Here is a 24,379-nt window from a genome sequence, read left to right as displayed (position 1 = left end):
GAAAATAGTGACCGTCATCAGCAACCCTGTCCTGCCGGGGTTCTCGCCAGATCCGTCCCTTATCCGTGTAGGTGAGTGGTTCTACCTGGCCAACAGCTCCTTCGAGTGGTACCCGATTGTCCCGATCCACCGTTCCCGCGACCTTGTAAATTGGGAGTTTGCCGGCTCGTTCAGCGGCCCGGACGCGGTTCTGGAACTCAGGGGACTGGGGGATTCGGCAGGTGTCTGGGCGCCCTCGTTGAGCTGGTCAGATGGCCTTTTTTGGCTGGTCTTTACCGTGGTCCGGAGTTTCGGCGGACCACACAAAGACATGGACACCTACATCACGCGAGCGGTTGACGTGGCCGGTCCTTGGTCGGCGCCAACCCGTGTAACCACCACGGGTTTCGATCCATCCATCTTTCACCACGAGGGCGGGCACTGGCTGCTGAACATGGAATGGGATCACAGGCCAACCGGCCGTGGAGGATTCGCCGGCATCAACCTCCAGGAGCTGAACGCTACCGGAACGGCCACTCTAGGCGAACCGAAAATCATTCATCGGCGTGCCGAACTCATCGAAGGTCCCAATCTCTATTCCTTCAACAACCGCTTCTACCTCATGCTCGCAGAAGGCGGAACGGGCCAGAACCATGGCATTGCCATGATGCGTTCCGATGCTCTTTTCGGCCCTTATGAACCCGATCCGCACGGCCCGGTCCTCACTGCCCGCGACGATCCCACCCACCTGCTGCAAAAGGCCGGGCACGGTGAAATCGCCGTCGCTGAGGATGGGACCCTTTTCCTAGCACACTTGGCTAGCCGGTGGGTCGAAAGCGAAGGCAAGCAATATTCCATTCTCGGACGCGAGACGTGCATCCAGCGGATGCGGTTTACTGACGACGGCTGGTTGCGCCTGGAGCAGGATGGCTGGCATCCGTCACTGACGGTGGAAGGTCCAAAACCAACGTTCGACGGCGCCGCTCCGGTTTCGACGTCGGTGCCGGCCGCTCGGGCTGCTGATACCAGCACCTTTGGCGGGGTCGCCACCGAAGCGGTGACCAATGATGGCCACCTGACTCTGGGTTGGCCCTGGAGTTCCCTGAGGCATCCCGTCTCATCACAGTGGGCCAGCCTTTCGGAACGGCCTGGATGGCTTCGCCTCAGGGGACGATACAGCACGGACTCGGTCCTGGAGCAGTCACTGGTGGCGCGCCGCTTGACCAGCGGCAGCCTGAGGGCGGGGGTGACAGTTGAAGCGCAACCAACCAATTTCACTCAAAGCGCCGGACTCATTTTCTACTACAACACCTCAAGTTACTTCTACCTCAGGACGACCGTAAGGGAAGCCGGGGGAGAACTGCTTGATGGCGACACACCAACTGAGCAGATTCTCGAAGTGTTCGAGAAAGACCCGTATAAGGGCCTGCATTCCTTCGGGTCCGTTGTGGTGGAATCGAGCTCTCCCCTCCGTTTGGAAGCCACTCTTGACGGCGGACGTTTGCAATTCTTCTGGTACCGACCTGGGTAAACCGCTGCAACGGATTGGGCCCGAACTCAATGCCCTCCAATTGTCCGATGATCATGGAGACACATTGCGGTTCACGGGGGCCTTCGTCGGCGTCGCCGCACAGGACCTGCGCGACCAGCGCTTTACTGCCGACTTCACGGACTTTCAGTTCCAGCCATTGGCAGGGCAATAAGGCCCATGAGCGAGAGCCCTAAGAAGCAGACCCCCATGCAACAGAAACCGCCGGTCCTCGGGGATGTCGCGAAGGCAGCCGGCGTTTCCGTTCCAACGGTTTCCCGTGGTCTTGACGAGCAGCAAGTACGTAGCCCCCAGCCTCCGGACCCGGGTACTGAAAGCAGTCAATGATCTCGGCTATCGTCCCAACGTGGCCGCTCGCGCCACAAGGTCCGGAAAGCGTTCAATGGTGGCGGTTCTGACGGGCGCTACGTCCAATTATGGATACGCCCAAACCATTGAAGGCATTGAGAGAGCTGCGCGCCAAGCGGGCATGTCCGTCATCATCGCGGTCGTGGAATCCGATGCCGAAGAAGCAGTCAACGCCGCAATCGACCTCGTCCTCTCCCAACCTGTAGCCGGCGTTATCATCCTGGAATTCGATCGCCCCGGACTCGCTGCCGTCAGGGTCTTTCCGCGCTCCATTCCCATGGTGGTGGCCGGCGGAGGAACAGGCCGTTCCACCAGAACCACCAGCGCTCTGCTCGACGAACATGGTGCCGGGAAGGATGCTACCGACCACCTTCTTTCGCTGGGGCATCGGACAGTACACCACATAGCAGTTCCCACCATGGGCAAGCAGTCCGGTCGAACAGAGGGTTGGAAGGCAGCTTTGACAGCAGCGGGGATTCCTCTTCCCCGTATCCTGCATGCGACCTGGGAACCTTCCAGCGGCTACAGCGTGGGCCAGAAGCTCGCCGCCCAAAGTGGCGTTACGGCTGTGTTCTGCGGGAACGACGATGTGGCGATTGGCGTCATCAAGGCATTCGTGGAATCCGGCAGGCGCATTCCCGAGGATGTTTCCGTGGTGGGCTTCGACGATCAGCCGCATGTGGCCATGTGGCGACCAGCTCTAACCACCATCCGCCAGGACTTCCAAGACCTCGGTTCGAGGGCCTTCCGGCTGCTGGAAAAGGCTTTGGACGGCGGTCCCAAGCCGCCGACTGCTTCCACCGTTAAACCAAAACTCATCACCCGCGGCTCCACTGCTGCCGTCGGATCCATCTTCAGCGACTGACAAAAGGAGAGCTTTACCCATGAACATTTCCTGGAGGGCACCGTGACCCTCACGCACGCCAGTTCCGAGCTTGAGAACAAGCCGCCCACCACAGGTGTTCCCCAAGGAGGGGATGTCCTGGCGTGGGGTAATGATTGCCTGACCTTGCACATTCTCCATGCGGAGCACATGGCTCCGAGGCTGCTTGCCATCGGGCACGCACAGCTTCCACTGCCAGACCTGGAAGGGTTGCGCCGGTCGTCCTTGCCCATTGTGGAGATTGCACTGGCTGGCGACGGTCGGCATGGCACCGCGGGCAAGCGGCACGTCGACGGCGCTGCTGCCCAACGTTTGCGACTCATCCAAGCGCATGAATCTGAGACCCATGGTGTGGCCCGGCTCTGCCTGCTTGCCCGCGATCCGGAGACCGGCCTTGAGGCAACTGTCTGATCATGAGCTGGCGGCGGGGTCCTCGGTCCTGCGAAGCTGGACTGAGCTACGAGCCGGGGCATCCGCCGTCGGGCTTGAATATGTGTCCTCCTTGGTTCTTTCCGGGCTGGGCCGCTCCCGGGACTGGGAAGAGGGCATGGCTCTATGGCAGGCAGCGAACCCGTGGTCCGGCGAATTTCGTTGGCGGCGTGCCAGTCTTGCCGAGCGTGGCCTGTACAACGTGGGCATGGTGGAATACGAGCAAGTCGGTTCCAAAAACCGGATCGCATTGACATCCACCGGTGCATGGTCCACGGCGGAACACCTTCCCATGGGAATCCTGGAAGATCTTGCAACAGGGGCGATGCTTGCTTGGCAGGTGGAGCACAACGGAGCCTGGCACTACGAGATGGGGGACCGGTACAACGACCTCTACCTCGCAGTGTCCGGTCCGACGGCCGCTGAACACCAGTGGGCACTGACGCTCCAACCGGGAGAGGCCTTCACCACCGTTCCGGCAGCTGTGGCCGTGGTACCCGCCGGCGGTATTGATGCTGTCACGGCAGAACTTACTGCCTACCGTCGTCGGATTCGCAGGCCGCATGAGGACAATGTTGAGCTTCCCGTCATTTACAACGACTTCCTCAATGGGCTCATGTCGGATCCCACAACCGCAAAGGAACGTCCGCTGATTGCAGCAGCTTCAGCACTTGGCGTTGAAGTCTTCTGCATCGACGCCGGCTGGTACGACGACGAAAACGGCGGCTGGTGGGATTCGGTAGGGGAGTGGGAGCCCTCCGTTACCCGCTTCCCCGACGGCGGTCTGGCCGGCCTGATTGCAGAAATCCGGGCCGCCGGCATGAAACCGGGGTTGTGGCTGGAGCCTGAAGTTGTGGGTGCGCGAAGTCGAATCGCTGAACAGTTGCCTGCCGAGGCCTTCTTTGTGCGCAGTGGCAGACGCATCAAAGAATGGGGACGCTACCAACTGGACCTGCGGCACCCCGCTGCGAGGTCACATCTGGACGGGGTGGTCGACCGGTTGATGGCGGACTTCGATCTGGCGTATCTCAAACTGGACTACAACGTCGATATCGGCGCAGGCACAGACCTGAACGGTGCCACTGGTGCAGGGCTCCTGGAGCACAACCGTGCCTATCTGGAGTGGGTGTCTGCTGTGATGGATCGGCACCCCGGACTGACTGTTGAAGGTTGCGCGGCCGGTGGATCCCGAACCGACGGCGCGTCCGGTGCCGTCTTCCCCATCCAGTCGCTGACGGATCAGCAGGACTTCGTCAAGACGCCGCCCATCTCAGCTGCCGCACCGCTTGCCATTACTCCCGAACAGTCCGGTGTTTGGGCCTCCGTGGATGGGTCAATGGGTGATGAGCAACTGGCGTTTTCGATCGCCAGCGCACTGCTCTCCCGCGTGCACCTCGGGGGCCGGATCGATACCCTCAGCCCCGCGCAGTTGGCCGTGATCCGTGCGGGCCTTGATGCCTATAAGGCCCTGCGCGCCGATATTTCATCCAGCGTGCCTACTTTCCCCTTGGGACTGCCGGGTTGGCGGGATAGCTGGATCGCGCAGGGCGCGCGGCTGGGAGAACGGACGCTTGCCGTCGTTGTTCACAGGCGGCGAGGCGATGTGGAGCAATCACTTGACCTTCCTGCCTGGCTTGGAGAGCACCCCAGCGTGACGGTGGCGTATCCGCCCTGGGGTGCGGCAGACGCCGTCGTACTTCCAGCGGCGGCCGGTGCGGCGATGCTCAACGTCACGCTCGCCGAAGAAAACAGCGCGCGACTGATCCTCCTTCACGCCTAAGAACACTTCCATGAACTCCAGAGTCAGGTACAGATATGAGCCCTTCCCAACAGGCGGCGGCCACCGTCCGAACAGCCACAGCAGTGACCGACCAGCACGGCGAAGTGGCCCAACTCCATGGGGTTGGTGTGCTGTTCCACGAGGGCCGGTACTACGCATGGGGTGAAGAAAAAGCGCAGGAGCACTCTTTACTTCCGTCGAGTGCTACTCAACCGAGAACTTCGCCGTATGGCGCCACGAGGGGACTTCCCTTCGCAGGGAAGCCGCCGGCGATCTGGGTCCACAAAGGATCGTTGAGAGGCCGAAAGTGCTTTTCAATGCCGCCACAGGGTATTTCGTGATGTTCCTGCATATCGACTCACCCGACTACGCCGAAGCCAGGCTTGGTTTTGCCCGATCAACATCACTCATAGGCCCCTATGAGTACCTGGGGAGCTCCCGTCCACTGGGCAATTTAGGCCGCGATATTGGCGTGTACCAGGAGCCCTCCGGCCTCGGTGTGCTGATGTCTGAAGACCGGGAAAACGGACTGCATCTGTACCGCCTCGCGCCGGACTATCTCAGTGTTGAGTCTGTTCTTTCCACCACTCTGAAAAATGATGGAAGTCATGGGTACGAATCGCCGGCTTTGGTGCGCGTTGATGAATTGTATTATCTGTTTGGATCAGACTTGACCGGCTGGAACATGAACGACAATAAATTCGCAACAGCCGGCTCCCTTGAGGGGCCATGGTCTGAATGGCGTGATTTCGCTCCATCCGGCAGCCGAACGTTTGATTCACAGGTCAGCGCCGTAGTCCCTGTCCTCGGATCCAGCAGTGTTTCCCACGTCTACATTGGCGACCGCTGGAACCAGCACGATCTCTACAACTCCCCTCCCCGTCATCCTTCCCATCAGCATCGGAGGCGGGCACGCCAGCCTTAGCTGGCGGGACGAGTGGGGGTTGGACTGACGGCGGCAGTTGACTCCCGGATAACGAGCTCCGGTTTGACGGCGGAGGAACCAGGCACCTCGCCAGTGGCCAATGTTGCGGCAAGAAGGGCAAAAGCCCTCGCTCCCAGGTCCCGGAAATCCTGCCGCACGGTGGTCAAGGCGGGCCGCCACATAGCCACGTGCGGCTGGTCGTCGAAACCAACCACCGATACGTCCTCCGGGACGCGCTTACCGCTGTCGAGGAGGGCACTGATCACGCCGATGGCGACATCGTCATTTCCGCAGAAAACCGCAGTGACGTCATCTCTGGCTGCAAGCTCTTTCCCGACTCGGTAACCGCTGGCTGGCTCCCACGTGGCGTGCAACACAGGAGGGACGGGGGCACCCGCAGCCGGTCAGGGCTGCCCGCCAGCCTTCGGTGCGGCCTGAGTGCTTTCCCATGGTCGGAACCGAAACGTGATGAACAGTTTGGTGCCCTAGCGACAGCAGGTGGTTGGTTACGTCCCTCCCGGAACCGCGCTCATCCAGAAGCGCTGCCGGAGTTTTTCCCGTGCGTCTGCTTCCCCCTCCGGCCGAGACCAAGGGGACAGACTTCGGGAACGCTTTCACGGCAGCCAGGCCCGACCGGTCGAACTCAAGGATGATGACGCCAGCCACGGGCTGGGAAAGAACGAGGTCGATGGCTGAGTTAACGGCGTCGTCGTCGTCGGACTCAATCACTGAAATGATCACTGAGAGGCCGGCGGCCCGAGCCGCCTTCTCGATGCCCTCGATGGTCTTGGCATAACCGTAATTCGAAGTTGCTCCAGTCAACACGGCGACCATCGATCGTTTCCCGGACCTGGTAGCCCGGGCAGCCCCGTTGGGACGGTACCCGAGCTCGGCGACAGCTTTCATTACCCGTTCGCGGAGTTCCGGTGCAACATACTTGCTGCTGGTCAGGACACGCGAAACCGTGGGAACGGACACCCCCGCTGCCTTGGCGACGTCGCCTAGCACAGGAACTTTCTGCTTCAAGGGGTAGTCCGGAATCTTGGTCACAGTCCCCAGCGTAACCGCACTTCCCGCCATGTCATGGGAAGCTCCGGGGCTGTGGAGGTAATCGTTATCTTCACGTCAGGTTGTCGAAGTCTCCTCGCGCCCAAGCTGCATGCCGTTGGGCCGAATCGTGCAGAACGGCTTTAGCTCTGGAGGCGATGATGTTGTTGAAGTTGCCGTAGATCCTGTCGAACGTGAGTTCTTCCAGCTGTGCGGCAACCCGCAACGCTACTGCCCCCGATAGCGGCAGATGATTCGGGTAGCTGCGCATGAAGGCGATGGATCGGCGGTCTGGATTAGGAAAGACGCTGTCGCCGGTCAGCAGGACCCCTTTGCCGCCCGCTCCTGCAGTCCAGTGCGCTACCGCGCTGCCCGGGAAGTGGCCTCCGGTCTGGTGCAGTGTCAACCCTTCGGTGATGGTCCTGCTGCCGGACCAGTAGGAGATGACCGCATCATCGCGCCCAACCCAGCGCCGGTCGGCGTCTGCCACAAGCACGGGGACGCCGCCGAGCAGACGTGACCATTCCACCTGCACCCCGAACATGTGGGGATGACTTGCTGCGATCGCCACAACCGGGCCTCGCTCGAGGATTGCTTTCACGGTGGTGTCATCAACGAAACCAACGGGATCCCACAGCAGCGAACCCTCTGGTGTCACTACAAGCTGGGTAGTTTGACCGATCCCGACTTTCGGCGCGGTTCTGATGCCGATAAGTCCGGGCTCGTTCTCCTCCAGCAGTAACTGCTGGCCGGCCTGCGCCAACTCTTCGAGTGAAAGCCACTTTTGCCCGTCCTCGGGCACGTATTGCCTTTCGTCGTTGCAGATCGGGCAGAGTTCGGCCGTCGGTTCGTCGCGTTCGACGGCGCAGGTTGCGCAGATCAGCATAGGTTCCCCTTCCCGGCTCAGGACCCTGCCGAATCCGGCCGGCGCCCGGATAGATTTTCGACCGCTTGCTCGATCCCCACTACCTCCCCTTCGACGTCTTCCATATACAGCCTGCCGGAGGTGATCAGGCCGTCCTCTACTTCGAAGAGCGTGACCCCACGGGCTTGGAAGGGTTGCCCGTCGGTACGATTACCGGTCCACGACCATTCTGTCCATGTGATGTTACCGTCGTCGACTGAGCGGATCATTTCTGTCCGGAAGTCCAGGATTCCAGCGAACATCGCAGCCCAGTTCGCATGCATCTGGCCTCTGCCTGTGAAAGTCCGGCCAGGGTGGGCAGGCTGCTCACTGTGGTAGTTCTCGTGGAACAGAGCAGCCATGCCCTCGGGATCGTGCGCGTTCATCGCCAGCAAGAGCCGGTCTATAACTTCACTCAACCTTGGTTTCCTTCCGCTCACTGATTGCGGCTTCAGCCCCGTTCCCGGACGCGTAGAAAAGAGGGCCGAACCTGGCGCCAATTTACGCTGAATCAGCCCCCGGCTCCAGACCCTTGCGATCCTGGAAATATATGTCGATCTATTTACGAGCGTCACAGTCGCGATATAAAGTTGGAGATGGAAGCATGCTTGGGCGCCACAAGTGGTGGTCCGCTCCACATGCCCGAACTAGGGAGACAAAGATGTCTGGTTCACGCTCTGGGGAGATCAAAGAAGATTCATAGGAACTGACCATGGGCGCACTGCTCGATGAAGAGTTCCGCTCGGTTTTCGAAGGGTCGACGCCGGTTGCTACACCGTGGGCGGGCCTCTACTTCATCTAGCCCGCCACCAAAACCCGGCACTCCAGTCAGGGAACCTGTTTGTCACTGAGTATGGCTTGTATGCCCGCCATCAGGACGGAACGTTCGCGATCTCGACCTCGTTCAGCTCCTGGGAGACGGAAAGGGTTGGGACAGCTCTGCGCCCCAACCCTTTTCCCAACGCAGCACCCGGGCTCAGTGTCCTTGGAAGGCCTCCGCCAGCCACCAGGAGCCACCGTCCGAGGCGATCTTGGCATCGATCACCAAGGGCCTGTCCTGTCCGCCATCTCTGAACGCCGCAACCCATTCCCGCACTGGTTGAAGGTCATCCAGCGTCCGGACGGTCACGCCGTCGGCTCCGTATCCCCGGGCGATCGCAGCAATATCCGTCTCCGGGAAGGACACGCTGCCCAATTCCTCTTGCGGGTGGTGCTCGGCGAAGTGGTGGACCTCAGCGCCGTACGCGGCATCGTTGTAGACGATGCAGACCAGCGGCAACTTCAGCCGGACGGCGGTCTCCAGTTCGCTGATACCCATCAGGAACCCGCCGTCGCCGGCGCCCAGCACCGGCAGCCGCTGTGGTTGGGCTATCGCAGCTCCGATTGCCGTGTACAGGCCAATGCCAATCGCCTGGAACGCTTGGGTAAAACAGAATCCGAATTCGTCCGGCACCGCCAGGTACTGGCTGGGATAGCCCATGAAGTTGCCCGAATCCACTGCGACGATCCTGTCTGCGGGAAGGATTGTATCCAGTTCCCGGCTGATCACCCGGGGGTCGATCGACGTCGCAGTGCCAAGGTCCGGAGTCTCCACGTCCCGCCACCGTGCACTCTGTTTGATGGCGAGGGCGTTCTGCTCGGTGCGGTACTTTTCCGCCGCTGCGGGCTGGATCGTCCTGAGGACGCCCAAAGCGTCCTCGGCGGTGAGGGCGGAATCACCCAGCACGCCCAGTGTGATCTGCCTGTTGGCGCCCAACGAGGAATCTTCGACGTCGATCTGGACTACTTTTGTTCCCGCCGAGATCAGCCGGCCGTGACGCATGGTCCACATATTCAGGGTGCAACCCCACCCGATAATGAGGTCCGCTGAGGTGATGAGTTCCGCGGTCAACGGCGAGGAGAACCCGCCGGAGATGCCCAAATTATGCGAATCGCCGTTGAACAGCCCATTGGCCACGGCCGAGGTCGCCACGAGCGCCCCCGTATGCCGGGCCAGGGCCAGGATGGAATCCCGCGCGCCCCTGCCACCGCGGCCCGCGACGAACACGGGACGTTTCGCGTTCGAGATCAGCTCCACCAGCTGGTTCACTGCGCTGGTATCCGGACGAAGCCGCGCCGGTACAGGCACGACGACGGTACTCACCGTGTCTGCGGCGGTTCCGCTTTGGACGTCCAGGGGCAAGCTGAGGACCACGGTCCTGCGCTCGTTCACCGCTGTTCGGAAGGCCCGGACGGTATCCGCTACAGCCGTTTCGGGGGAGTGGATCCGTTCCGCCACGGCCCCGACGCTGCGCGCCAGGGCATCCTGGTCGATCTTGAAGTTGGACCGGATGGCTGCTGCTTGCGTATCGGCCGTCAACACGATCATGGGTGTGCGGCTCTTGGCAGCTTCTCCGACGCCGGTGATCGCGTTTGTCAGGCCACATCCTTGGTGCGTGGTCACCACGCCGACTTTGCCGGACATCCTGGTGTAGGCATCGGCCATGGTGGCAGCGCCGCCTTCATGGCGGGCCGCGGTGTACGGAACTCCGGCGTTCATCAGGGTGCTCGTGACGTCAAAGTTGCCGCTGCCCACCACGCCGAAGACGTGGCCGACTCCCAGCTTTGCCAGTGTCTGGCCCACCAGGGTAGAGACCCTTACCTGCTCGCTCATGCGCCCGGCTCCGACGCTGAACTTGCTGAGCTTGCTGAACTTGCTGAGCTGTCAACCAGAGCATAAACGCGGCTGGGGCTTCCCGTCCCGCCAACGATTGGCAGGGGTGCAACCACCAGCGTCGCGCCGGTGACCGGGAGGCGATCAACGTTCCGCAACGACGTCACACCATATTTGTCAGCGCCGAGCAGGAACGAATGGACGGGGAACATAGGGTCCAGTGTTGCGGCCTGGCCGGCGTCGATGCCGACCGTTTCCACGCCGAAGCCGCTGATCGAGGCGTTTCCCGCAAGCCATTTGGCACCAGCCGCGGAGACACCCGGAGTGTGGGGGCCGGCGTCGTCAGCGTTCATGAAGTCCACAGCGTTACCGCCACGGGCGGACCAGCCGGTGCGGAAGATGACCCAGCAGTTTTCCGGGAAAGGGCCATGCTCCTGCTGCCACTGCTCAAAGTGTTCGGGCTCCAGCAGGAAATCGGCGTCTTGGGCGGCTTCGGCGGTCTTGTCAATCACCACGGCCGGCCCCACCAGGCGGTGCGGCTCGATCCGGTCAACAGACTTCCCGTCCTTGCCCGTGATCCAGTGGACGGGAGCGTCCAGGTGCGTCCCGGCGTGTTCGCCCACCGTGACGTCGTTCCACGCCCAGGCCGGTCCGGCGTCGTCGAAATTGCTGACGGGAGTCAGCGAAAGCCCAACAGTGTTGGCCAGGGGTTGGGGAAGATTCAGAATCGGGGTATCACCGCTGAGCGGCGTGGTGAGGTCGACGACGTCGATGGCGCCGGATGACAAGCCTGCGGTGAGCTCATTTAGAACAGACATTGTTCTCCTGTCGGGTTGATGTGTGGGTTCATTTCAATTTCTGAGCAACCAAATGCCCCGATCCGCCGGATAACCCGGGGCCGGGATGGGTGGACGCGCCGATGTGCCACAATCCCTTGACGGAGGTTTTGTGGTTTGCGGCCTGGGGAAGGGCCGCCAAAGAAGGTTCTGGAAGAGTTCGGCGGATCCACCGTACGGATCGCCGTTGACGGCATTGGGGTTTTCCGCGGCCAGATCGGTCGGTGCCAGGATGTCCCAGGCCAGGACGGACGCCCTGGTGCCCGGCGCGAATTGTTCGAGCCTGGTCAGGACGCGTTCCATGTATTGTTCCTTAAGTTCCTGTGTCCAGCCGCCCTCCACGGCGAGCGCCCCTGCGGCATCCGCCACCGGCGAGAAGGGCACTTCCTGTAACTGCAGCCATAGTGTCGCTTTGCCTGCGGGTGCCCGGGAAGGATCCAGCACGCACTGTTGACCGACGACGACGGTAGGTTCCGTGGGCAACAGCCCCGCCTCCGCTTGGGCGCAAGCAATTGCAGTGCTGTCCGAACCGTTGCTCACGTGAACCAGGGGCACGGAATCCAATCGGGGATCGAGCCATTGCACCGGCTTGTCCAGGGCCAGGTGGATCTGCATGGCTCCGCGGCCGTTCTGGTAACGCGCGGCGGCTTCGGCCAACCCGGCTGGTGGCTTGCGCAACAATCTGGAATACAGGGCCTGGGGTGACACGTTTGCCAGGACGGTCGGTGCGCTGACCAGTCCGTTGGAGGTTTTCACTCCCGTTGCACCTTTGGAGTCGACGAGGATTTCCTCGGCTTCTGTGTCCAGCATGATCCGGACGCCTTTGTCCCTCAGGAGGGCCTCAAAAGCAGCGATGAAGTTCCTGGCTCCGCCTTTCACCACAGGGAGGCCAAAGCTGTGCATGCTCAAGGCCATGACCGGAAGCATGACGCCGCCGGTCGCTTGGTCGGGGCCGAGGCCGGCGTGAAGGAGCCAAGGGGACCACAGCTGGTCGGTTTGCCATCCGTTGAAGCGGCTGCGGAGGTAGTTGCGGCCACTCATGACTGAATCGCGGACGAAAGCCTCGGTACCCTTGACTTTTCCTCGCCTCAAAGCGCCGGCGGCGATCGTCAGCACGTCCCTGAAGGATCGGAGTTCAGCACCGAACGCACCGAAAATGGTCCCTGCATTGCGGCCGAGGTCCTCCAGCATGGCCAGGTAGGCGCCTTCGTCTCCGTTCTCCTGCAAAGCCGCTGCAGTGAGTGCCGGGTCGCGATGGGCCACGACAACCCTGTGTTGCCCTGTCCTTGGGTCGGCTGCCACGCTGGCCGTCACGGCGCCGTCGGAATTGCAGTATTCCAATCCCCTCGCATGCAGTTCACTTCCCAAAGCCTGGTATGCGCCTCCGGAAACGAACAGGGGATGCCAGGAAGAGAAGGAATCGTGGGTGAAGCCAGGCAGCGTGCGTTCCCCTGAATGGATGAAGCCGCCCAGCCTGCCGGCCCGTTCAATAAGGCAGACGCGCTTCCCGGCCATGGCAAGCTCCGCGGCGGCTACCAGGGAGTTGATCCCCGAACCAATGATGGCGATATCGGTCGAGTGCGTCATAGAGGGCACCGTCATCTCAGAAATCCGGGTGGTTGGTTGCGGCGTGGTATTTGCCGCTGTGGAACAGGAGGGGTTCCCCTCCAGCATTCTCGTACCTCTCCACCTCGCCTACGTAGATGACATGGTCGCCGGCATCGTGTCGTGAGACGGTCCGGCACTGGAACGTGGCAACTGCGCCGTCCAGCAATGGAATTCCGGCGATTCCCTCGGTGGTTTCCGCGCCGGCGAATTTGTCTGTGGCCGGCGTTGCGAACTGGCGCGAGAGGACGTGCTGGTCACTGGCAAGGATGTTGATGGCGAAATGCGTAGCGTCTTCGAAGTCCACCAGGCTCGGAGCCCGCTTGCTGGGGCACCACAACACCAGCGGAGGTTCCATGGAAACGGACGTGAAGGAGTTGGCGGTCATGCCCACCTTCCGCCCGTCGACTCCGAGGGTGGTGACCACCGTGACGCCCGTGGCGAATTGTCCCAGGGCGCCGCGGAAGTCCCTCAGGTCAAAAGCTGACGCATCTTCGTCCTTGCGTGCCTGCACGAACTCGGCGGCAGCTGCGGGATCGAACCACCATGGGTAGAACGTGCGGGGATCATCGAACCCTCCGGTGATGCTTGCGGCCAGCGCCGGGTGGTCAGCTGCTTCGGCCAGGACGGCCTGTTGGTGTTCCCGCCGGGGTTTGAGCATGTCGTTTGTCCACGTCACTGCCCACTGGCCCCAGCCGCGCCAGAACTCGTCAAAGGTGCGTTCCATCCACTGCTTGTCGAAAGGCTGCTGCCCCCGCCGGATGATGGAATCCAGGTAGTACTTGGCGGCCAGCGTCGCGTTGTTGGACCCCTGACCGGTGAGGGGATCGTTGAGCAGGACGGCATCGCCGAGGCCGAAGACAAGGTTGCCATTGCCCAGTTCGCCCACTGCTGAGCGGACGGTCGGGGTGATCCGGCCCAGAAGTGTGGCTCCCTCATCGGTGAGCGTTGCATTGGCGAAGTTCTTTGCCTCGTGGGAAAATGCTCTTCAAGGATTTCAAGTGATCGACTCAGCTGTTCTTCCGGATTTGTAACATCGGTCCACTTGTCCATGGGGCCGCCCACGACGCCTTCAAAGACCATCATCTGGCAAGGCCCGGAAACGCTGAGCCCGGGAAAGGTGAAGAACTCCCCGACGCCGGGGACTACAGACATGCGGATGCTGGCACTGGGCTGCTCGGCCGGCCCTGTGGCTGAATCCGGTGCAACGGCATCGAATGACACCGTATCGAGTGACACATAGTTCAGGGCGAGGACTCTTTGCGGCCGGTCGAATGGGGACTTGGACCTGTCCTTGGGGAAGATCTGGGCGATCTCTCCCTTTCCGGCGCTGACGATAACCAGTTCGTAGTCCCGTGCGAGCTCCTCCAGCATGCGAGGCGTAACTTTCTCTATACGGAAATCGCCGCCGCCAGCCACAAAAGCCTCGATCCAGGCCGCACTCTTGATCCGCTGATCCACCGAGCGGGCAGTCCCCTCAAGGGGCGCCTCCCACTCGATGGCGCCCGAGCCGGATTCGCCTTCCACACGTAATCGGATGGAACTGATCCCGGGCACGGCTTCATCGTCGTAAAGCTTGGTCAGGGCGGAACTCAGTTGCGCTTCGGCGGCCAGCGCGGTGGGGAACATGCATTGGCTGGACATGACCTTGCCAGTTCGGATTTGAGCGGCCGAACGGTCCGAGAACAGGGTGACGTCATACCCCTCCCGCTGCAGGCCCAAGGCCAGTTGGGCGCCGGATTCGCCGGCTCCGATGATTGCGATCTTTCGCATGTCTGGTTTTCCTTCGAGGAACGTTGTTGCCAGGGGAAGTGGAGCGACTATCAGGTCGCAGGTACGGCGGAGCCCACGCTTGCAAGGTACGCGGCTGCCTTATCCGGGTCCATGAACCATTCCTGGAAGTCCGGCGGGTTGTTGAATCCGTTGGCGAAGCGGTGCGCGATTTCGGCCGACTGCCCGGCAGCTCCCAGAAGCGAAAGGACATGCGGTGGGGGCGGAGCCAGCAACGCGTTCGTCCACTGTGCTACGTGCTGTGCATAGTTCCAATACCTTTCGAAAGTGGCCTGCATGAACGCTGCGTCGAAGGCACCTTCGCCGTGCGCCGCGATGCTCTGCAAATAGGAAGCCGCGCATTTGCTGGCGTTGTTCGAGCCCTGGCCGGTGATGGGGTCATTCAGGACCACGACGTCGGCGAGTCCCAGGACCTTCTTCCCGCTGGGAAGCGTGGCGATGGGATGGCGCACAGTGGGTGCGAAACGGCCCTGCAGGAACCCGTTGGGATCGGTCAGCTCGACGTCGGCGGCCCGGCTGGCTTCCCACGGCAAGTACTGCTTCAGGATGTTTTTGGACGTCTCCAGGTGTTCCCCGGGAGTCAGGCCCTTCCAGCAATCCATGGGCCCGCCCGGGATGCCCTCGAAAACCATGATTTCGCACGGACCGGTGGTTGTGAGCGCGGGGAAGGCAAAATACTCGCCCACCGCTGGAATCAGGTTGAAGGAAACGGCCGAGTGTTCTGCCCTGGGCTCCATTCCCGTGACGTACGTCAAAGCCAAAGCCCGTTGCGGTGCGTCGTAGGCGCTGCGCTGGGCATCGCGGGTGAAGAGCTGCGCAATTTCCCCCTTGCCGGCAGCCACAATCACCAGATCGGAGTTCAGGGAGTACCGCTCGAGTTCATCAACGCCGGCATCCTCGAACACGAGCTCGCCTCCCTGGGCCACGAACTCTTCCATGAACCTCGGGAATTTGACCCGCTGGTCAATGGACTTGGCCGGGTTATCCAGACGCGATGCCCAGCTGATGGCCTTCTCACCAGCAACCTCAGGATGGGGGATGGTAAACGATATGCCGTCCACGGTGGGAGCGTCAGGCCAGAAGTCCAGGCCGAGCGCCCTCTCGTGCTCAAGGGCATCGTGGAAGATGCACTGGCTGGAGGAGACTTTTCCCTCATGGATTTCTTCGGCGGTGCGGTTGGAGATCGTGGTGACCGCGAATCCGGCCTTGAGCAAACCGATCCCAAGTTGCAGGCCCGATTGCCCTGCTCCGACGATGGTGATGTGGCGCTGTGTCATAGTGTTGACCTTGTCTTTCTGCTGTCTCTGCATCCGTAAATGATGGGGGAGGATATTTGGCCGGGCCTCGGTGTTGGCTCACGGTGGGTTTGTTCCCAGCCAGGAAGACCGATGTGTACGAGCTTGATGTCATTCATGTGTCGTCACCTCTTTTCGGCGGCGAGTAGTGGGATGGCTTCTTCGGCGCGCTCGGGTCCCAAAGCGGAGTAGCCGCCGTCGACGGCCCAATCCGCTCCCGTCACGAAGCTGGCGGCGTCGCTGGCAAGGAAGGCGACCACGGCTCCGATCTCCTCTGGCCGTCCCACCCTCTTCAAGGCGTGGAACGGGGCTGCCACGGAATCTGTTTTGTCAATGTCGCCGCCGGACAGGGTGTCCATGATGTTGCTCCACACCCATCCGGGGCTCACCGAATTGACGCGGATACCGTCGTCGGCGAGATCCACTGCCATGCTCCGGGTCAGCTGGACCAGGGCGGCCTTGCCCGCGGGGTAGAGCCAGCGGCCGGTCTGGGCAACGGAACTGGAAATCGAGGTGAAGTTGATGATGGCTCCGTGCCGGGATGCCTTCAGGTAGGGGCGCGCTGCGTTGCTTGCCATGACGGCGCTCACCACGTTGACGTTCAGTGCCTGAAGCCAATCGTTCCTGTCCGAAGCCGCGCCATCGTCCCTGTAGGTGCAGGCCAGGTTGACGAGGATGTCGATACCTCCGTGCGTGGCTGCCGTGTCGTCCATGAGTCGCGCTACGGCTGCGTCATCTGTGATGTCGGTGAGTGAAAAGCTGATGTCGCTTCCCAACGTGTGGAGCTGGGCGCCGCCGTCGGCGTCGATGTCGGCGACCACAACGGTGGCACCGGCATCCCGCAACGCCATGGCGACGCCTTGGCCGATCTTGGTGACGCCGCCTGTGACGACTGCGGTCCTGCCCGAGAGTGCTGACATGGCCAAACCTTTCGTAGTGAATCCATGGGGTGGGAAGTCTTGTGTATGCATGACGCTCATCGTTGCCGACGGACTGGCTGCTTCACTGCCTACTTGACAGTGGTGCTGCCTGACGGTGGGCCTACTTGACGGTGGGCCTGGGCGCGGGCTTCGGATGAGTCCGCTCCCACTCGATTCGGCGGTCATGCACCAGCTTGACGTTCTTCATCTCTGCTCACCCCTTCCGTCGGTTTCGTTGCTGCGTTTCTATGACGTGCGTCATACTTGTTCTAAGAGCGACTCTATTCACAGGCGAAAAACGGGTCTATCCGCTTGGCGCAGGGCTCATCCGAAAAACGAAAACCGGGGAAGGAACGCGCAATGGTGAGGATCCTTCCCCGTGACGTCCTCAGGGGCCTCCCAACAGTGAGCACGACCGACGTGGACGATGCGCACCAGAAAATCGCCGATCTGTTCTGCGGTCACGATCTCGTTCCGCAGACCCGTGGTACTTCCGTGGACATGAAGCTGCGCTCTCTGCACCGCGGCGATGTTGGCATCGAATTCCTGGACTATGGTGCGGACGTCCGGATCAGTCCGGAAGGGCTGGAGAACTTCCATCTGATCCAGATTCCCCTCGCGGGCCACGCACACATGGAAGTGGGCTCATCCTCGGTGGAGTCCAGCCCCAAAACCGCCACAGTTCCGCCAATCGACCGCCCATTCACCATGACGTGGGATCGCGGAACCCCGCATTTGATTGTCTACGTGAGCCGCCTCGCCCTTGCTTCCGTAGCGGCGCAAATCTATGGCGAGGATCCGCACGGCGACGATCCGGAGAAGAGCGTGAAGCTCGGCTACGCAATGGACCTCACCGGCTCTTCCGGCCGGGCGTTCCTGAGGTCGGTAGTCGAACTCCACGACGACATGATCAGCCAGAAGCAGAGCACGGCTCCTGGCTTCGTCCAGAAGCTTCTCGCGGACACGATGGTTTCACGGCTGCTCCTGGCAATGAATCCTGTGACGGAGGCTGACCACTCAAGTCCAGCTTCCGAAAGCCGGTTGATACGACAATTCCGGGAACTGCTGGAACGGCACGCCTCTGAGGAATTGGCGGTTCCGGACATCGCAGAGAATCTGGGAGTGTCGGTGCGGACCCTGCAACTGGCTCTTCGCTCCGAAGTGGGGGCAACGCCGTCGGAGTTGTTGAGGAGGGTGCGCCTGGACCGGGCCCGGGAACTGCTTCTTGCTGCTGCCCCCGGACAGGAGACCATTGTTTCGATCGCCGAGCGCTGCGGTTTCTCCCATCAAGGGCGCTTCTCGGCCCTCTACCTCGACACGTTCGGCGAGCTGCCATCGGAGAGCCTTCGCCGCTAGCCTTGCTATCCGATATCCCGCCGCCCAAGTCCGCGTTTGTGGCGTTGAAATCTACCCCGATGCTGGCAGCAGAGGGTGCATCCAGCCAAATGTCCGAGCGTCCCACGCCGGATCCAGCCGGGGAAAGTACGAGGCGGCGTTTCTATTACTGGAACGCGCCCAGCTGGATGTTGACGGCGAGCACGACGGACGCCAGGGCGAGGACTCCCGCGCCGAGCTGCAGGAGGAAGCCGTCCTTGGAACGCCGCAGCCCTCCTGGCGTGGACAGTGGCATGAGGGAGACTGCACTGAAGCTGGTCACCAGTGCCGCGGCGATGATGACGCTCAAGCTCAGCATGGCGGCAGAACTTTCCCTGGCTTGGGTAGTTTCCAGGGCAATACACGACGACGTTGTCGCATGGTGGCTGCCTTTCGCAGACGGATGCAACAACAGTATCGTCAATTGTTGACAATGAACAGGGGCTTGTCGCTGGTCTTCGCTCAGCCTTCTCTGGGGGCGTCGGAGGAAGGCAACGCTCGTTCGGCAAGTTCGCGCGCCATCTCGTCTCCGACTTCCCTGAGCTTTTCTGCCAGGAGTGCTGCACTGGGGGCAATTGGCCTATCTGGATGGAGCAACAGGCCCACTTGTTGAGCCAGCCCGTTCAGATGAAGGCTGAGGATCTTTACATCCGGTTCAGCCAAGGCCATGGACTCCGGCATGAGGGCCAGGAACCCGGCCTCCACCACGAGCGTACGAACGGTGGCCGGAGCGCCGGATTCGACCTGTTGCGCAGGAGGGGCCAGTCCAGCATTCCGGAAGTTCTGTTCGAGCTCATCCCGAAGCGGCGTGTTGGCAAGTGGTACCACCCATCGGAAATCTGCCAGGTCCTGCAGGGAGACTTCGGGCATGGCGTGGGCGGGGTGCCACGGAGCGGCGACGATGCGAAAGTCCTCGCGATACAGCGGGACGAGCCGCAGCCGGGCAGTACTGGGATGGTCGGTAACCCGCCCTACCAACAGGTCCAGGTCACCGTTGCCCAGTTCCTGAATCAGCGTTTCGGGAGGTGCTTCGCGCAGTCGAACTTCCACCCGTGGCTTTTCGGCGGTGAGCCGGGCAACGGCCCGCGGCAACAGGAGATTGGCCCCTGTGACATGCGCGCCCACCTTGACAAGGCCCGACGCCGGATCGGCCAGTTCGTCCACCCGTCGCCGCAAAGTGCTGAGATGGCCGACGATCGCCTTTGCATGCTCAAGGCATGCCTCCCCGGCCAACGTAGGCACCATCCCACGCGCTGTTCTCTCGAAAAGAGGCGCGCCGATGGCATGCTCGGCTTCCCGTAAAGCCCGGCTCAACGCCGGCTGTGTCAGATAGAGTTCTTCGGCGGCCCGGACAAGGCTGCCTTGCTCCGCGACGGTGAGCACAATAACAAGGTGGCGCAGCTTTACGTGGGTTGTCAGCAGCGCCCGCAGGTCCATGTCTTCATCCTACGGGTCCTGCTCCTGCGGACTGCTGCACCGACAGCGGGCCGTGATCAATCAGCGGGCAGCAACAGCAGCCGCCCGGCGCGGGGAGGCGACATCCTTGTCCCACTGCGCTGCCTCCCTACCAGCGGCTTTAAGCACCTGCTTGCGCACTTTGCCATTCTCGGTCTGGGGCAGTTCATCCACCACCCGCAGGAAGCGGGGGATGGCGAAGGAAGCGAGCCGGGGAACACAGAACTGGCACAACTCGGCAAAATCCACAGGCTCACGGAGGACCAGTGCGGCCATCACCTCATCTTCACCGAGTTCGGAATCCACTGCGTACACGGCAGCCTCCTGGACGGCCGGATGCTGCCGCAGAACCTGCTCAACCTCCACTGAGGAGATGTTTTCCCCGCGGCGCCGGATGACATCCTTAATCCGGTCAACAAACCGAACCCACCCGTCCTCTTCCAGGACAACCCTGTCCCCGGAATGGAACCAGAGATCCTGCCACGCCTTCGTTGTCGCTTCAGGCATTGCATGGTAACCCGTGGCCAGAGCATGGGGCTGGTCACTGCGGATGAGCAGCTCACCCGGCTGCCCGTTGGGAACGGGCACTCCGTGGGCGTCCACAACGCGTATGGAGAATCCGGGCCGCACCCGGCCAACGTACCCTGGGCGCCACTGATGGGGCGTGGACCCGATCACCGAGTTCGTCTCGGTGGATCCGTAGCCATCCAGGAGGAGCACTCCGAACCGCTCCTGGAAGGGTTCTACCAGCCGTGCAGGTGTGGCCGGGGACAGGGCCAGGCGAATGTGGTGGTTCCGATCACCCGGTCCCGGCTCCTTGCCAGCGAGTATTCCAACCATGGCGCCGAGAAGGTAGGTCACCGTCGCTCCCGCCGAGGACGCATCTGCCCAGAACCGCGAGGCCGAAAACCGTGGGCCGAGTACGTACTCACCGCCGCAAGCGACGGCCTGCATGAAGGCATTGAGGGCGTTCGTGTGAAAGAGCGGCAAACAGGTGTAGAGCACGTCATCGGGCCTCAGGCCCAGCTGGTCTGACATATTTTCGGCCCACCAATAGAACTGCCCTTGCGGGCACAGCACACCCTTGGATACCCCGGTGGTGCCGGAGGTGTAAAGGATGGCAGCCGTGTCTGCCGGTCCTGCTTCCACTGGTTCCACTCCGGGAACGGGTTCAGGGACAGGCATAACCTCAAAAGCGGGGGTGACCTCGAAAGCGGTGGTGACGCCCGCCGTCGGACCATCAAGTACCCACACCTTCTGGAGGTCCGGTATGGGACCAACTGCGGCGATATGTGGCAGCAGTTCAGCTTCAGCTACCATCAGTGCCGGCCGGGAGTTGGTCAGGACGTGCCGCAACTGTTCGCCCCTGCTCGCTGTGTTCACGGGGACAGCGATGGCGCCGATCCATGCGCAGCCCAGGATGAAGTCCAGCAGCTCTGTCCTGTTGGAGGACATCAGGGCCACTGTTTGACCAGCCTCGATCCCGGCACTGCGCAACAACCCGCCGGCGCGGGCAGCGGCATCGGCCATCATCTGGCTGTCCCGGCGAATTTCACCGCAGCGGAACAGAGGCGTTGCACGAGCTTTCCGGGCTCGTTCAAGGAGCATTTCCGGGATGGTCAAGGGACGGAGGTTTGGGTCTGTTACCTGAGGGTTCATGGCTGATTCTCATTTACGTTTGAGCGGACAGGGATGAAGGCGTGGACGCCGGGGCCGGCGTTTGGGTTGTTGGTGAGCGGCAGGCTTTCACCGGGCATTGTTGTGCCGCCGGTCACGCGGGCAATGACATGAGGCCCGTTCGGGATCCTCAACGTGGCCAGAAGCGTGCCGTCGGCCAGTTGCGTTGTCTGCTGGACGTCTGCGTGCTCGGCCTGGACCGTTGAAAAGTCATCCTGTCCGCAGCGGGGACAGATGAGACGTGCCGGAAAGAGGAGGCTCCCGCATCCAAGGCAGGCTTGGATGGCGGCGCTCATTGGGCTGCCTCCAGCACCGACATCGTGGCGCAAGCCCCGTAACGGTAAAGGACCATCCCGTAACCACTGACGACTGCGTGACGTGCCGTGACCTGGCGGGCCCCAGCCCGCCCCATCAGCTGGGCGGCGGCTTCAACAAGTCCGTGCATTCCGCCCGCAGCCCCAGCCTGCCCGGCCGAAAGCTGGCCTCCGGAGGTGTTGACCGGCAACAGGCCCGTGGCAATTCGGTGTTCGAGGAAGTCGGCCGGGTTGTCCTGGTCTGAAAGTAGGCCCAGATCCGCCAATTGCGCCACCACCATGGCCGGGTAGTCGTCATAGACGCAGGCGAGGCCGATGTCGCTCGGACCGATCCCGGCCTGCTCCCAGCCGCTGCTTGCGCAGGCCTGCAGGCCCGTTGCCAGGCCGTCGTCGGACTGTTGGTCGGAGTTGTACGAGGCCTTTACGGAAAGCACTTTGGCGCGGGGAGTTCCCTTGCTCCGATCTGCCACCAGGACAACGGCGTCCGCCCCGGTAACGGGAGGTACACAGTCGTACCGGCCCAAGGGGGTGGCAACCATCGGGGCATTAAGGTATTCGTCCATGCTCAGCGATTTGCGGTAGACAGCAGCTGGGTTATCCATGGCCCATTGGCGCTGCGCCACTGCGATGCGGCCGTAATCTTCACGGCAGAGCCCGAGGCGCTCCATCTGGCGGGAAGTGAGCATCGCAAAGAGTGCATTCGGTCCATTCATCGGCAGGGGTGCCAGATGGTCTTCAGTCGCCTTGTTGTAACTGGCAACAAGACGGGAGAACGCGGCCTGGTCCATGAGGTCGCCTGCGGCCAGGACGATGACGTTTGCGTCGCCTGCTTCAATGGCACGGACGGCATGCTGGAGCATCCCGCCTGCGCTGGCGCCCCCGTTCGTGTCCTGCATCAGCCAGGAGAGTCGAAGGCCCATGCGCCAGGCCAGATCGATGGCGTGATCGGGTGCGAGCGTGAAGCTGGATACGGCAAACCCATCCACGTCACTGGTTTGGAGGCCAGCATCATGCAATGCCTTGCTCACAGCCCGGGCAATAAGCTGGGACGTCGTTGTCCCTGCTGAAGGGTGCCGGGTGTAGGGGGACTGTCCAGTCCCGATGATGGAGACCGTCATGGCCATCCTTTCTAAATGACGACAGCAGAGCAGAAGAACTTTCAGGTGCCTACGAGAGAACTTCTGCCTCGTGGCCGGCCCGTTCGTTCTGGTCGGCTTTGACGCCATGGCGGGAGAAAACGAGTGCTATGAGCGTGACCAGGACCAGGCCAATCACATAAAGGGATACCGGGATGGAGGAGCCGTATTGCAGCAGCAAGGCTGTGGCGATCAACGGGGCGAATCCGCCGGCAAAGACCGCTGCGAGCTCGTGGGCGATCGCCATCGCGGAATAACGGACCTCGGCGGAGAACAGTTCGTGGAAGAATGCCGGTTGCGTTCCAATCATTGCGCCGTGGCAGAGACCATTGCCCAGGAGGAAGGCCAGGATGACGATGGCGGGAGTGTTGGAATCAATCATGGAAAAGAACGGGAAAGCCATGGCGCCCATGCCAACTGCACCAAGGGCGTAGACAGGACGCCGTCCAATCCTGTCTGAGAGATGGCCGAAGAAGATGTAGGTGCCAAATGAGACAAGCATCGATACTGCCACTGCCATCAGCAGCAGGCCCTTGTCCACGCCCACGTGAACTCCATAGGCGATGGAGAAGGAGAGGAAAATGTACGAGCCGCCGTTCTCTGCCACACGAAGTCCCATGGCGACGAGGATTTCGCGGGGGTGGGTTTTGATGGCCGCAAGCACGGGGAGGCGGTGTTGCTTGCTGTGGCTGGCGGCGGTGAACTCCTTGCTTTCCGGTAGCCGGAAGCGGATGTAGGCACCCACTGCCAGCAGCACCACGCTCAGGAGGAACGGGACGCGCCAGCCCCACGCCAGGAACTGGGTGTCCGGCATCAACTGGACCAGGAAGAAGACCAACGAGGACAATACGAAACCAAGCGAAATTCCTCCTTGGCTGAAGGCGGAGAGCATGCCCCTGCGGGTAGTGGAGGAGTTCTCGCTGATCAGCAGGACGCCTCCGCCCCACTCACCACCGGCCGCGATGCCCTGGACGACCCTGAGCAGGATCAACAAGGCAGGGGCCCACAGTCCTACTTGCGCATAGGTGGGCAGCAAGCCCATGAGGGCTGTGCTGATTCCCATGATGGATAGCGTCATGACCAATGCGCGCTTGCGCCCCAGCCTGTCGCCGATGTGTCCGAAAATGATGCCGCCCAGAGGACGGGCTGCAAACCCGACGGCGAAACCGGCGAAGGCGGCCATGGTACCAACCAGGGGGTCGACGTCGGAGGGGAAAAACAACCGACCAAAGACGACTGCCGATGCAGTGGCGTAGAGGAAGAAGTCATACCACTCCAGCGCATTGCCCACGAGCGAGGCAACAACGTACCGACGGACGCCGGGACGTTGTCCCGGCAAGGTGTGCTGTGGATGGGACATTGTTGCTCCTTTGTGCGAAAAGCTCTGGCAATCGTCCGGCCAATTCGACGTATCGTTATGGCTGAAACTCTGCGATCAGGTTGTCCGCTTCATGATCGAAACGGTCAATTGTGATGGGC

24 protein-coding genes are annotated in these 24,379 nt (G+C 61.8%); 7 read left to right on the top strand and 17 right to left on the bottom strand.

Translation table 11 applies throughout. The features are described 5' to 3' along the window. Positions 1-7: 7 nt before the first annotated feature. From ACTAQJ_RS04285 to ACTAQJ_RS04260, 6 genes are all read left to right on the top strand, one after another. Positions 8-1,510 carry a glycoside hydrolase family 43 protein gene (locus ACTAQJ_RS04285; protein ID WP_498700964.1) on the top strand — a complete coding sequence of 501 codons (1,503 nt, stop codon included), beginning with the start codon at positions 8-10 and terminating at the stop codon, positions 1,508-1,510. Then, complete coding sequence (locus tag ACTAQJ_RS04280; RefSeq protein ID WP_498700962.1) at positions 1,425-1,682, top strand: beta-xylosidase family glycoside hydrolase; 258 nt, start codon at positions 1,425-1,427, stop codon at positions 1,680-1,682. The genes ACTAQJ_RS04285 and ACTAQJ_RS04280 overlap by 86 nt, the downstream gene beginning before the upstream one ends. A gap of 105 nt (positions 1,683-1,787) precedes the next feature. Next, positions 1,788-2,741: a LacI family DNA-binding transcriptional regulator gene (locus ACTAQJ_RS04275; protein ID WP_498700959.1), complete on the top strand. Its 954-nt coding sequence runs from the start codon at positions 1,788-1,790 to the stop codon at positions 2,739-2,741. Between the two features lie 42 nt (positions 2,742-2,783). After that, on the top strand, positions 2,784-3,170 hold the full coding sequence (locus ACTAQJ_RS04270) for a hypothetical protein (protein WP_498700957.1): 387 nt from the start codon (positions 2,784-2,786) through the stop codon (positions 3,168-3,170). Then, complete coding sequence (locus ACTAQJ_RS04265; RefSeq protein ID WP_498700955.1) at positions 3,154-4,968, top strand: glycoside hydrolase family 36 protein; 1,815 nt, start codon at positions 3,154-3,156, stop codon at positions 4,966-4,968. The genes ACTAQJ_RS04270 and ACTAQJ_RS04265 overlap by 17 nt, the downstream gene beginning before the upstream one ends. 307 nt (positions 4,969-5,275) lie before the next feature. Further along, positions 5,276-5,893: a glycoside hydrolase family protein gene (locus ACTAQJ_RS04260; RefSeq protein WP_498700953.1), complete on the top strand. Its 618-nt coding sequence runs from the start codon at positions 5,276-5,278 to the stop codon at positions 5,891-5,893. Here ACTAQJ_RS04260 and ACTAQJ_RS04255 read toward each other — a convergent pair. The 11 genes from ACTAQJ_RS04255 to ACTAQJ_RS04205 form a co-directional block, all read right to left on the bottom strand. After that, the gene (locus tag ACTAQJ_RS04255; RefSeq protein WP_498700950.1) at positions 5,890-6,270 is read right to left on the bottom strand and encodes a substrate-binding domain-containing protein; all 381 of its coding nucleotides are present in this window, start codon (positions 6,268-6,270) and stop codon (positions 5,890-5,892) included. The genes ACTAQJ_RS04260 and ACTAQJ_RS04255 overlap by 4 nt on opposite strands. Next, positions 6,203-6,943 carry a LacI family DNA-binding transcriptional regulator gene (locus ACTAQJ_RS04250; protein ID WP_498700948.1) on the bottom strand — a complete coding sequence of 247 codons (741 nt, stop codon included), beginning with the start codon at positions 6,941-6,943 and terminating at the stop codon, positions 6,203-6,205. Before ACTAQJ_RS04250 ends, ACTAQJ_RS04255 begins: the two co-directional genes overlap by 68 nt. A 70-nt stretch (positions 6,944-7,013) precedes the next feature. Beyond that, the gene (locus ACTAQJ_RS04245; RefSeq protein WP_431115104.1) at positions 7,014-7,826 is read right to left on the bottom strand and encodes an MBL fold metallo-hydrolase; all 813 of its coding nucleotides are present in this window, start codon (positions 7,824-7,826) and stop codon (positions 7,014-7,016) included. 17 nt (positions 7,827-7,843) lie between these two features. Beyond that, positions 7,844-8,263: a nuclear transport factor 2 family protein gene (locus ACTAQJ_RS04240; RefSeq protein ID WP_498700946.1), complete on the bottom strand. Its 420-nt coding sequence runs from the start codon at positions 8,261-8,263 to the stop codon at positions 7,844-7,846. Positions 8,264-8,820: 557 nt separating this feature from the next. After that, on the bottom strand, positions 8,821-10,497 hold the full coding sequence (locus ACTAQJ_RS04235) for a thiamine pyrophosphate-binding protein (protein ID WP_498700944.1): 1,677 nt from the start codon (positions 10,495-10,497) through the stop codon (positions 8,821-8,823). After that, positions 10,494-11,315: a cyclase family protein gene (locus ACTAQJ_RS04230; protein WP_498700942.1), complete on the bottom strand. Its 822-nt coding sequence runs from the start codon at positions 11,313-11,315 to the stop codon at positions 10,494-10,496. The genes ACTAQJ_RS04235 and ACTAQJ_RS04230 overlap by 4 nt, the downstream gene beginning before the upstream one ends. A 33-nt stretch (positions 11,316-11,348) precedes the next feature. Further along, positions 11,349-12,920: a phytoene desaturase family protein gene (locus ACTAQJ_RS04225; RefSeq protein WP_498700940.1), complete on the bottom strand. Its 1,572-nt coding sequence runs from the start codon at positions 12,918-12,920 to the stop codon at positions 11,349-11,351. A 16-nt stretch (positions 12,921-12,936) separates the two neighbouring features. Next, on the bottom strand, positions 12,937-13,665 hold the full coding sequence (locus tag ACTAQJ_RS04220) for a flavin reductase family protein (RefSeq protein ID WP_498700939.1): 729 nt from the start codon (positions 13,663-13,665) through the stop codon (positions 12,937-12,939). Next, on the bottom strand, positions 13,614-14,711 hold the full coding sequence (locus ACTAQJ_RS04215; protein WP_498700936.1) for a styrene monooxygenase/indole monooxygenase family protein: 1,098 nt from the start codon (positions 14,709-14,711) through the stop codon (positions 13,614-13,616). The genes ACTAQJ_RS04220 and ACTAQJ_RS04215 overlap by 52 nt, the downstream gene beginning before the upstream one ends. Positions 14,712-14,761: 50 nt before the next feature. After that, entirely contained in the window at positions 14,762-16,039 is a 1,278-nt protein-coding gene (locus ACTAQJ_RS04210; protein ID WP_498700934.1) for a styrene monooxygenase/indole monooxygenase family protein, read from the bottom strand. Between the two features lie 110 nt (positions 16,040-16,149). Beyond that, a complete protein-coding gene (locus ACTAQJ_RS04205) occupies positions 16,150-16,944 on the bottom strand; it encodes an SDR family oxidoreductase (protein WP_498700932.1) in 795 nt (264 codons plus the stop codon). A 405-nt stretch (positions 16,945-17,349) separates the two neighbouring features. Between ACTAQJ_RS04205 and ACTAQJ_RS04200 the strand changes: the two genes are divergently transcribed. Then, on the top strand, positions 17,350-18,300 hold the full coding sequence (locus tag ACTAQJ_RS04200) for an AraC family transcriptional regulator (RefSeq protein ID WP_498700930.1): 951 nt from the start codon (positions 17,350-17,352) through the stop codon (positions 18,298-18,300). Between the two features lie 145 nt (positions 18,301-18,445). Here the strand turns inward: ACTAQJ_RS04200 and ACTAQJ_RS04195 are convergent, their stop codons facing one another. The 6 genes from ACTAQJ_RS04195 to ACTAQJ_RS04170 form a co-directional block, all read right to left on the bottom strand. Continuing rightward, a complete protein-coding gene (locus ACTAQJ_RS04195; RefSeq protein ID WP_431115115.1) occupies positions 18,446-18,637 on the bottom strand; it encodes a hypothetical protein in 192 nt (63 codons plus the stop codon). 143 nt (positions 18,638-18,780) lie between these two features. After that, positions 18,781-19,755 carry a LysR substrate-binding domain-containing protein gene (locus ACTAQJ_RS04190; protein ID WP_431115116.1) on the bottom strand — a complete coding sequence of 325 codons (975 nt, stop codon included), beginning with the start codon at positions 19,753-19,755 and terminating at the stop codon, positions 18,781-18,783. A 60-nt stretch (positions 19,756-19,815) separates the two neighbouring features. Beyond that, positions 19,816-21,432, bottom strand: coding sequence for an ATP-dependent acyl-CoA ligase (locus tag ACTAQJ_RS04185; protein WP_498700928.1), 1,617 nt, complete (start codon positions 21,430-21,432; stop codon positions 19,816-19,818). Next, a complete protein-coding gene (locus ACTAQJ_RS04180; RefSeq protein WP_498700926.1) occupies positions 21,429-21,746 on the bottom strand; it encodes a zinc ribbon domain-containing protein in 318 nt (105 codons plus the stop codon). The genes ACTAQJ_RS04185 and ACTAQJ_RS04180 overlap by 4 nt, the downstream gene beginning before the upstream one ends. Next, on the bottom strand, positions 21,743-22,882 hold the full coding sequence (locus ACTAQJ_RS04175; protein ID WP_498700924.1) for a thiolase family protein: 1,140 nt from the start codon (positions 22,880-22,882) through the stop codon (positions 21,743-21,745). The genes ACTAQJ_RS04180 and ACTAQJ_RS04175 overlap by 4 nt, the downstream gene beginning before the upstream one ends. Before the next feature lie 49 nt (positions 22,883-22,931). Further along, the gene (locus ACTAQJ_RS04170; RefSeq protein ID WP_498700922.1) at positions 22,932-24,260 is read right to left on the bottom strand and encodes an MFS transporter; all 1,329 of its coding nucleotides are present in this window, start codon (positions 24,258-24,260) and stop codon (positions 22,932-22,934) included. Positions 24,261-24,379 lie beyond the last annotated feature (119 nt).

Source organism: Arthrobacter sp. alpha11c (assembly GCF_054149985.1).
This window is presented reverse-complemented; position numbering and strand designations above follow the sequence as displayed.

Excerpts from the sequence above, each read along its gene's own strand:
- ACTAQJ_RS04245 (WP_431115104.1), bottom strand. The coding sequence starts at position 7,826 with ATGCTGATCTGCGCAACCTGCGCCGTCGAACGCGACGAACCGACGGCC.
- ACTAQJ_RS04235 (WP_498700944.1), bottom strand. The coding sequence starts at position 10,497 with ATGAGCGAGCAGGTAAGGGTCTCTACCCTGGTGGGCCAGACACTGGCA.
- ACTAQJ_RS04230 (WP_498700942.1), bottom strand. The coding sequence starts at position 11,315 with ATGTCTGTTCTAAATGAGCTCACCGCAGGCTTGTCATCCGGCGCCATC.
- ACTAQJ_RS04225 (WP_498700940.1), bottom strand. The coding sequence starts at position 12,920 with ATGACGCACTCGACCGATATCGCCATCATTGGTTCGGGGATCAACTCC.
- ACTAQJ_RS04220 (WP_498700939.1), bottom strand. The coding sequence starts at position 13,665 with ATGGAACGCACCTTTGACGAGTTCTGGCGCGGCTGGGGCCAGTGGGCA.
- ACTAQJ_RS04215 (WP_498700936.1), bottom strand. The coding sequence starts at position 14,711 with ATGCGAAAGATCGCAATCATCGGAGCCGGCGAATCCGGCGCCCAACTG.
- ACTAQJ_RS04210 (WP_498700934.1), bottom strand. The coding sequence starts at position 16,039 with ATGCAGAGACAGCAGAAAGACAAGGTCAACACTATGACACAGCGCCAC.
- ACTAQJ_RS04205 (WP_498700932.1), bottom strand. The coding sequence starts at position 16,944 with ATGTCAGCACTCTCGGGCAGGACCGCAGTCGTCACAGGCGGCGTCACC.
- ACTAQJ_RS04195 (WP_431115115.1), bottom strand. The coding sequence starts at position 18,637 with ATGCTGAGCTTGAGCGTCATCATCGCCGCGGCACTGGTGACCAGCTTC.
- ACTAQJ_RS04190 (WP_431115116.1), bottom strand. The coding sequence starts at position 19,755 with ATGGACCTGCGGGCGCTGCTGACAACCCACGTAAAGCTGCGCCACCTT.
- ACTAQJ_RS04185 (WP_498700928.1), bottom strand. The coding sequence starts at position 21,432 with ATGAACCCTCAGGTAACAGACCCAAACCTCCGTCCCTTGACCATCCCG.
- ACTAQJ_RS04180 (WP_498700926.1), bottom strand. The coding sequence starts at position 21,746 with ATGAGCGCCGCCATCCAAGCCTGCCTTGGATGCGGGAGCCTCCTCTTT.
- ACTAQJ_RS04175 (WP_498700924.1), bottom strand. The coding sequence starts at position 22,882 with ATGACGGTCTCCATCATCGGGACTGGACAGTCCCCCTACACCCGGCAC.
- ACTAQJ_RS04170 (WP_498700922.1), bottom strand. The coding sequence starts at position 24,260 with ATGTCCCATCCACAGCACACCTTGCCGGGACAACGTCCCGGCGTCCGT.